The 7644-nt window shown below is 69.3% G+C and carries 9 protein-coding genes; 5 read left to right on the forward strand and 4 right to left on the reverse strand.

The annotated features are described in order from the left end of the window. Positions 1-157 precede the first annotated feature (157 nt). The gene (locus ACFWP7_RS40590; RefSeq protein ID WP_384392966.1) at positions 158-796 is read right to left on the reverse strand and encodes a TetR/AcrR family transcriptional regulator; all 639 of its coding nucleotides are present in this window, start codon (positions 794-796) and stop codon (positions 158-160) included. On the opposite strand from ACFWP7_RS40590, the gene ACFWP7_RS40595 reads away from it, so the two are divergent. Continuing rightward, positions 796-1161, forward strand: a complete 366-nt coding sequence (locus ACFWP7_RS40595; protein ID WP_384392969.1) for a hypothetical protein — start codon at positions 796-798, stop codon at positions 1159-1161. The genes ACFWP7_RS40590 and ACFWP7_RS40595 overlap by 1 nt on opposite strands. On the opposite strand, the gene ACFWP7_RS40600 is transcribed toward ACFWP7_RS40595, so the two are convergent. The 3 genes from ACFWP7_RS40600 to ACFWP7_RS40610 form a co-directional block, all read right to left on the reverse strand. Continuing rightward, on the reverse strand, positions 1115-1588 hold the full coding sequence (locus ACFWP7_RS40600; protein WP_384392972.1) for a carboxymuconolactone decarboxylase family protein: 474 nt from the start codon (positions 1586-1588) through the stop codon (positions 1115-1117). The genes ACFWP7_RS40595 and ACFWP7_RS40600 overlap by 47 nt on opposite strands. A gap of 113 nt (positions 1589-1701) precedes the next feature. After that, complete coding sequence (locus ACFWP7_RS40605) at positions 1702-2592, reverse strand: aldo/keto reductase (RefSeq protein WP_384392975.1); 891 nt, start codon at positions 2590-2592, stop codon at positions 1702-1704. Between the two features lies 1 nt (position 2593). Beyond that, a complete protein-coding gene (locus ACFWP7_RS40610; protein ID WP_384392978.1) occupies positions 2594-3499 on the reverse strand; it encodes an NAD-dependent epimerase/dehydratase family protein in 906 nt (301 codons plus the stop codon). Between the two features lie 83 nt (positions 3500-3582). Between ACFWP7_RS40610 and ACFWP7_RS40615 the strand changes: the two genes are divergently transcribed. The 4 genes from ACFWP7_RS40615 (at position 3583) to ACFWP7_RS40630 (ending at position 7380) form a co-directional block, all read left to right on the forward strand. Continuing rightward, positions 3583-4128, forward strand: coding sequence for an Lrp/AsnC family transcriptional regulator (locus tag ACFWP7_RS40615; protein WP_384392981.1), 546 nt, complete (start codon positions 3583-3585; stop codon positions 4126-4128). A gap of 28 nt (positions 4129-4156) precedes the next feature. Continuing rightward, entirely contained in the window at positions 4157-4585 is a 429-nt protein-coding gene (locus ACFWP7_RS40620; RefSeq protein WP_384392984.1) for a MerR family transcriptional regulator, read from the forward strand. 14 nt (positions 4586-4599) lie between these two features. Continuing rightward, entirely contained in the window at positions 4600-4914 is a 315-nt protein-coding gene (locus ACFWP7_RS40625; RefSeq protein ID WP_384392990.1) for a thioredoxin family protein, read from the forward strand. 165 nt (positions 4915-5079) lie between these two features. Continuing rightward, the gene (locus ACFWP7_RS40630; RefSeq protein WP_384392993.1) at positions 5080-7380 is read left to right on the forward strand and encodes a HelD family protein; all 2301 of its coding nucleotides are present in this window, start codon (positions 5080-5082) and stop codon (positions 7378-7380) included. The last annotated feature ends 264 nt before the right edge of the window (positions 7381-7644 follow it).

Raw genomic sequence — 7644 nt, forward strand, 5'->3', positions numbered from 1 at the left:
GGCCGGAAGCCGGCGGGCGTAAGCCAGAACCCGCAGGCCGGAAGCCGGAAGCCGGCGGGCGTAAGCCAGAACCCGCAGGCCGGAAGCCGGAAGCCGGCGGGCGTAAGCCAGAACCCGCAGGCCGTAAGCGGGAAGCCGCAGGCCGTAAGCCGCGGCCTCAGCCGTCGCTCAGCTTCGCCACCAGTTCGGTGGCGTGTGAGGCGGGTACGCCCGCCGAGGTCAGCAACGTGACCGCGGCGGACCGGCCCGCCTCTTCCGCTGCCAGCAGGCCGTGGTTCACCGCCTCCATGAGCGCGAACAGCATCTGCTCGTGTACGTGGGCGAGCACGGTCGCGGGCAGCGGGGACTCGAACACCCCCTGTTCGAGGCCGCGCTGGAGCACCTCCACGACGGCCCCGCGGGCGGGCGCGAGCCGTTGACGGATGCCCTGCACCGTGACACTGCGCTGCGCGAGCCCGACGAGCAGCCGGTAGCGGTCGGCGACCTCCCAGCACGCGAGCGTCGAACGGACCACCGACTCCAGCGGATCCTCGACACCCTCGCGCCCCGTCCTGTGCGCCGTCTCCACCGCATCCACAGCGGCATCGAACAACGTGTAGATCAGCGCCTCACGGCTCGGGAAATGCCCGTACACCGTACGCCGTACGACGCCCGCGGCTCGCGCGATCTGGTCCATGGACGCGTCGGGATCACGCAGCAGTTCTGTGAGCGCGACATCGAGGATGCGGCGGCGGTTCACGTCCGCGCGGCTGGGGGCTTCCGCGTGGCCGGGGATTTCCGTGGTCATGACGGCCATTGTGCCTGGCCCCTGGGAAAGCCCTTCCCGAAGAGGAACTCGGCTGTGTCTCCTTCGGGTTCTACCTCGGCGTGGAGCGTGCCGAGGAGGGCGAGGAGCGGTTCGCGGTACTGCTGCGCGGACCGGCGGACCAGTACGGGCGCAACAAGGTCGAGGTCGAAGTCCTCGCCCAGGACAAGGAGTTCGCGCACAGGCTGCTCGCCGAGATCGACGTACTCGTACGTGAGCACAACATCTTCCGAGGGCAGGTGCTCTCCTTCAAGGGCTCCGACTTCCGGCACGGTCTCGATCCCTTCAGCTTCCACCGCCGCCCCGGATTTATCCGAACTGGCCGGGCTGGTAGTCGCCGGCCGGCTGCTGGATGAGGACGTTCCCTCGGTTGAAGGCGTTGATGAGGGAGATGGTGCACACGAGGGCGGCGAGCTGCTCCTCGTCGTAGTACTTGGCGGCGTTCGCCCAGGCCTCGTCCGTGACGCCGCCGGCCGCGTCGGCGATGCGGGTGCCCTGCTCCGCCAGCTCCAGAGCGGCGCGCTCCGCATCGGTGAACACCGTGGCCTCGCGCCAGGCGGCGACCAGGTTGAGACGCGTCCAGGTCTCTCCGGCGTGCACGGCGTCCTTGCTGTGCATGTCGGTGCAGAAGCCGCAGCCGTTGATCTGACTGGCGCGGAGCTTGACGAGTTCCTGTGTCGAGGCCGGCAGCGTCGAGTCCGCGAGCACCCTGCCCGCGGCGACGAGGTGCTTCCCGAACTTGGCTGCGACCGTACTGGTGAAGACGTTCAACCGGGCTTCCATGGTGTACTCCTGCCGTTGTGTGCGGATACACCTCTACGACGGGACGGCTCGGCCGGTTGTGACATGCGCGAATGTGACGTGCGTCTCCCGACCCGGAAGGTTCTCGCGGGTTCCTACTGTCCCGCCGCTCCGTCGAGCCTCGCCGTGTCGGCCGGTGTCAGTGTCAGATCGGCCGCCCCGGCGGAGTCCCGGATCGTCTCCGGGCGGCTGGCGCCGGGGATCGGGAGCATGGTCGGGGAGGAGGCCAACAGCCAGGCCAGGCAGATCTGTTGGGGGCTGACGCCGTATGCGTGGGCCAGCTCGTGGAAGGCGTCGAAGCGCGGGTCGGGGTGGGGCTTCGCCGGGCCGTCCAGGGAGCTTCGGGAGATCCCGCCCAGGGGGCTCCACGGGAGGAAGGCGATGCCGAGGTCCGTGCAGAGGCGGAGCTCGGGGTCGCTGTCGCGGACGGCGGGGGAGTACCGGTTCTGGACCGAGGCGAGGCGGGCGCCGAGGATCGTGCGGGCCTGGTGGATCTGGGCGACGGTCGCGTTGGAGATTCCGGCGAGGCGGATCTTGCCCTCGTCGAGGAGTTCGCGCAGGGCGCCGAGCGAGTCCTCGAACGGGATGCCCGGGTCGGGTTTGTGGAGCTGGTAGAGGCCGATCGCCTCCACACCGAGCCGCTTGAGGGAGGCCTCCGCAGCCGACTTGAGGTGGCGCGGAGAACCCGTCACCGTCCAGCCGCCGTCGGCCGGTCTGCCCCGCCCGCCCTTCGTGGCCACCAGCACGTCGGCCGTGCCGGCGCCGTACGTCGCCAGGGCGCGGGCCACGAGCCGTTCGTTGTGACCGGGCTCCTCACCCGGCAGGTGGTACGAGTCCGCCGTGTCCAGGAGCGTGACGCCCGCGTCGAGGGCGGCGTGCACGGTGGCCACGGCGCGAGCCTCGTCCGGGCGGCCCTCGATGGACAGCGGCATCGCGCCGAGGCCGATCGCGCCGACGCGGAGGTTTCCGAGGGGGCGGTAGCGCATGTCAGCCTGCCTTCCGGAGGGTCTCGGTCACGGCGCGCGGCAGCCAATTGCCTACGTCACCGAAGGTGAAACCGAGCTTCGTCGCGCGGGAGTTGTCCATGCCGTACGAGCGCGTGAACGAGAACGGCGAGACATCACCGGCTTCGACACTCCGGAAGACCGTTCTGCCCTCCGGGAGATGTACGGCCACCGCCGCGCACAACTCCTCGGTGGTGAGCGTCCCGTGGGAGGCGGCGTTCACCGGCCCGGTGAATTCGGCGCCCGCCGTCCAGGTGAGGAAGTCCGCGATCTCCTCGACGTGGATGTAGGTCGCGGGGTGGTTCACAGCGGGTACGGCGATCGGCTCGCCGGTACGGATGCGGTCGGTGTAGTGGTCGAGGCGGCCGGTGAAGTCGTCGCCTCCGCCCAGGACATGGGCGACGCGTACGGTCACGTAAGGAAACGCGGGGCCGGCAGCCGTGAAGACCGCCTCGGCCTGCCGCTTGCCCTCGCCGTAGTGCGCGTCGAGGAACTCCGGTTCGTCCCAGGGGAGTTCGAGGTCGACGGCGACCGTACGAGGGTCCACGGCATCCTCGGGTACGAGGGCCGCAGAGTCCTCGTACTCGTACACCTCGACGGTGGACGTCATGACGTACCGCCGCGTGCGGCCCGCGAAGACGCGTCGCGCGATCTCGGCCTGCCTGGGTGTGTAGCAGACCTGGTCGATGACGACGTCGAACGTGCGTGGACCCAGCACGCTTTCCAGGGACTTCTCGTCATCGCGGTCGGCGACGAGGTGAACAACCCCGGGGGGCGGTGCCGACGAACCGCGATTGATGACGGTGACCCGGTCTCCGGCGGCAATCAGCCGGGCGATCACCCGCTTTCCGAAATACCGGTTTCCGCCGATGACGCATACCTCGCGCACGCTGTCCCTCCCCGTGAAAAAACCCCTGAGCTGCTGTGGCCCATAATTCTCCCGAGGTGACGGTGAGGTCTGAAGGGGGAGCCATGGGAGATCCGGTCGAGGCGCCGAAGGAACCACGGCATCTGCGCCCCGCCGCCAACGAAACGTCGGCGGCCTTCGACGCGCTCGACCGGCAGATCCTGGACCTGCTGCAGAGCGACGGCCGGATCAGGCTCAGTGAGCTGGGCCGCCGCGTCCGGCTGAGCCCGGCGGCCGTCGCTGAACGCGTCCGGCGCCTGGAGTCGACGGGCGCCGTCACCGGCTACGGCGCTCACGTGTCGCCGTCCCGCCTTGGCTACGGCATCCAGGCCTTCATCCGCGTCAACCCGCACGGCGGCTACACCCTGAAACACCCCAGGACGCTCGAACTCCTCTCCCGCCCGGAGGTCGTCGAGGTCCACCACGTAGTCGGCGAGGACTGCTGGATCCTCAAGGTCGTGGTCGAGGACACCATCCACCTGGAGGACGTCCTGGAGCAGACCTCCGCCCTCGGCCGTACGACGACGTCGATCGTGCTGTCGTCCCCGGTGGAACGGAAGCCGCTGCTGCCGCCAACCCACAGGACACCCCCGAAGACATCCTTGCCTTGACGTCGGCGTCAAGGATTACCGTCGGGGTATGCGAATCGGCGAGCTGGCCGTGCGGGCCGGGACGACCACGCGGACTCTGCGGTACTACGAGTCCCGGGGGCTGTTGCCCGCGCGGCGGGGTGAGAACGGGTACCGGACCTACGGCGAGGACGATCTGCGGCTGCTGAAGCAGATCAGGACCTTGCAGGACTTCGGGTTCGACCTGGAGGAGACGCGGCCCTTCGTGGAGTGTCTGCGGGCCGGGCACCCGGAGGGCGACTCGTGCCCCGCGTCTCTCGCGGTCTACCGGCGCAAGCTCGGTGAACTCGACGCGGTGATCGACGAGTTGGTCGCGGTGCGGGCGACGGTCGGCGAGCAGCTGGCGCGGGCGGAGCGGGCGCGGGACGAGCTGGCGGCCGATGCCGGGATTCCGGGTGGCCCGGAACCCGTGTGCGAACTGGGAGGGCAGACACGGTGATCAAGGCAGCGGGTGTGGCCGAGGTGACGGACGCGGACTTCGAGGCGGAGGTGATCGGGGCGGAGTTGCCCGTGCTGGTGGAGTTCACGGCCGACTGGTGCCCGCCGTGCCGGCAGATGGCGCCGGTGCTGACCGCCCTCGCCGCCGAGGAGGGCGACCGGCTCAAGGTCGTACAACTGGACGTGGACACCAATCCGCAGACCACGCTCGCGTACGGCGTGCTGTCGATGCCCACGTTCATGGTGTTCCGGGACGGTGAGCCGGTGAAGTCGATGGTGGGGTCCCGGCCCAAGCGACGACTTCTGGAGGAGCTCTCCGAGGTGATGTGAGCCCGCGCCGCGGAACCGGCCGCCCGACGACTGGCCAGCCGACAACCGGCCATCCCACACAAGAAATCCCCCGAGCAATTGCGCTCGGGGGATTTCCTTGCGTATATTTAATGGTTCGCGACTTCAAGGGCATTGAATCGCGGAGAAGTTCACTGAGCACAGTGTATCCGGCCGGGAGTGGAATTGTCAAACAGGGGCTCAAACACAGACTCCACCACAGGATTTATCGATGATGAATTGCGCATTGAGCAGGAATTCATCGACGGCGTGTACATCCGCGTGGACGCGCTGCGCGGTGTCACCGAGGCCGCCGTCGTGGACGCGCTCGGGCAGGGCAACACGCCCATGCAGGCGCGGCTGGAACGGGATGTGCTCGTCTCCGAGCGCTCGGGGCTGCTGGCCGCGCTGAACGCCGTGGACGGTTCGCTCTGCTTCGGCCGTATCGATCTCACCGCCGGTGTCAGCCACCACATCGGCCGTATCGGCATCCGCGCCGACGACGCCGAGCACACCCCGATCCTCATCGACTGGCGGGCTCCCGTCGCCCGCCCGTTCTACCTGGCCACCGGCCATACGACGATGGGCCTGCGCCGGCGCCGGCACATCACCACCGACGGCCGGCAGGTCACCGACCTGCACGACGAGATCCTCGACCTCGGTGACCACGAACGCACCGGGCACGAGGACCCGAGCGGCGATGCGGTGCTCCTCGCCGCGCTGAACTCGGCGCGTACCGGCCGCATGAGCGACATCGTGCAGACCATCCAGGCCGAGCAGGACCAGATCATCCGCGCGCCCCACCAGGGTGTGCTGGTGGTCGAGGGCGGCCCCGGCACCGGCAAGACGGCGGTCGCACTGCACCGGGCCGCCTATCTGCTGTACGAGTACCGGGAGTTGCTCGCCAAGCGAGCCGTCCTGATCGTCGGGCCGAACCCCGCCTTCCTCGGCTACATCGGCGAGGTGCTGCCCGCGCTGGGCGAGACGGGTGTGCTGCTCGCGACCGTCGGGGAACTGTTCCCCGGCGTGAAGGCGACCGTCACCGACCTGCCCGAGGCGGCTGCCGTGAAGGGGCGCGCCGACATGGCCGACGTACTCGCCGCCGTCGTACGTGATCGGCAGGGCCTTCCCGACCCCGTCATCGCCATCGAGCACGACCGGGACATCCTCATGCTCGACGCCGGGCTCGTGCGGGTCGCCCGTGAGCGCACCCGCGAGGCGCAGTTGCCGCACAATGTCGCGCGCGAGCACTTCGAGGGCCACATCCTCAACACGCTCACCGACATGCTGGCCGAGCGCATCGGCACGGATCCCTTCGACGGGTCGAACCTCCTCGATGCCAGCGACATCACGCAGATCCGTGACGATCTGGCCGAGAATCCCGAAGTCTGGGGCGCCATCGAGCAGTTGTGGCCGAGGCTGACTCCGCAGCGGCTGGTCGCGGACTTCCTCGCCGAGCCCGACGGATATCTGCCGGACGAGGACGCGGAGGCCGTTCGCCGCGAGGTCACCCGGGACTGGACCACCGCGGACGTGCCGCTCCTCGACGAGGCCGCCGAACTGCTCGGCGAGGACGACCGGGTGGCGCGGGCCCTCGCCGACCAGCAGCGGCGCAGTCAAGTCGCCTACGCACAAGGCGTGTTGGACGTGTCCTATGCCTCCCGCACGTACGAGTTCGAGGACATGGACGAAGAGGATTCCGAAGTCCTCTCCGCGCACAACATCATCGACGCCGAGCGGATGGCCGAGCGGCACGAGGAGGACGACCACCGCAGTGCCGCCGAGCGGGCGGCGGGTGATCGGACCTGGGCGTTCGGGCACATCATCGTGGACGAGGCGCAGGAGTTGTCCCCCATGGCCTGGCGGTTGTTGATGCGGCGGAGTCCCACGCGGTCGATGACGCTCGTCGGCGATCCCGCGCAGACCTCCGAGGCGGGCGGAGTCGGATCGTGGGAGGAGATCCTCTCTCCCTACGTCGAGGACCGGTGGGACCACGCCCGCCTCGCGGTCAACTACCGGACTCCGTCCGAGATCATGGACCTCGCGGCGGGGGTGCTGCGGGCGGAGCATCCTGAGTTCGAGCCGCCTCGGTCCGTGCGGAGTACGGGCGTACGGCCGTGGGTGCGTGCCGTCTCCGATGACCTCCCGGGTGCTGTCGCCAAGGCCGTCGCCGAGTTGGCGCCTGCCGAGGGGCGGTTTGCGGTGATCGCGCCTCGGGCCCTGCACGGTTCCCTTGCCGGGAGGCTGGACGGGGTGACCGCGGGGGAGTCGCCCGATCTGACCCGGGCGGTGGTGCTTCTTGATCCTCGGCAGGCCAAGGGGCTGGAGTTCGACTCGGTGTTGGTGGTGGAGCCCGGGGCGTTCGGAACGAGCGATCTGTATGTGGCGCTGACTCGGGCTACGCAGGCGTTGGGGGTGCTTTATACCGGGGAGTTGCCTGAGGGGTTGAGGGGAGCGGAGGCGGTGTAGGGGTTTTCGCCCCCTCCGCCCCTACCCGTCCCTTGTTTCTGGGGCTCCGCCCCAGACCCCGCTCCTCAAACGCCGGAGGGGCTGGATTCAGCCTGTCCGGCGTGTGAGGACGAGCGCGTTCAGCGCGATGCGGGGGTCTGGGGGCGGCAGCCCCCAGGTACGGGATGGGTAGGGGCGGAGGGGGCGGAGGGGGCGAAAAAAGGCCCTACGCGGGTCGCAGCCACACCGTCGCCAGGGGCGGCAGGGTGAGTTGGATGCTGGCGG

The sequence above is a fragment of the Streptomyces sp. NPDC058470 genome (assembly GCF_042721055.1).
Lineage (GTDB): Bacteria > Actinomycetota > Actinomycetes > Streptomycetales > Streptomycetaceae > Streptomyces.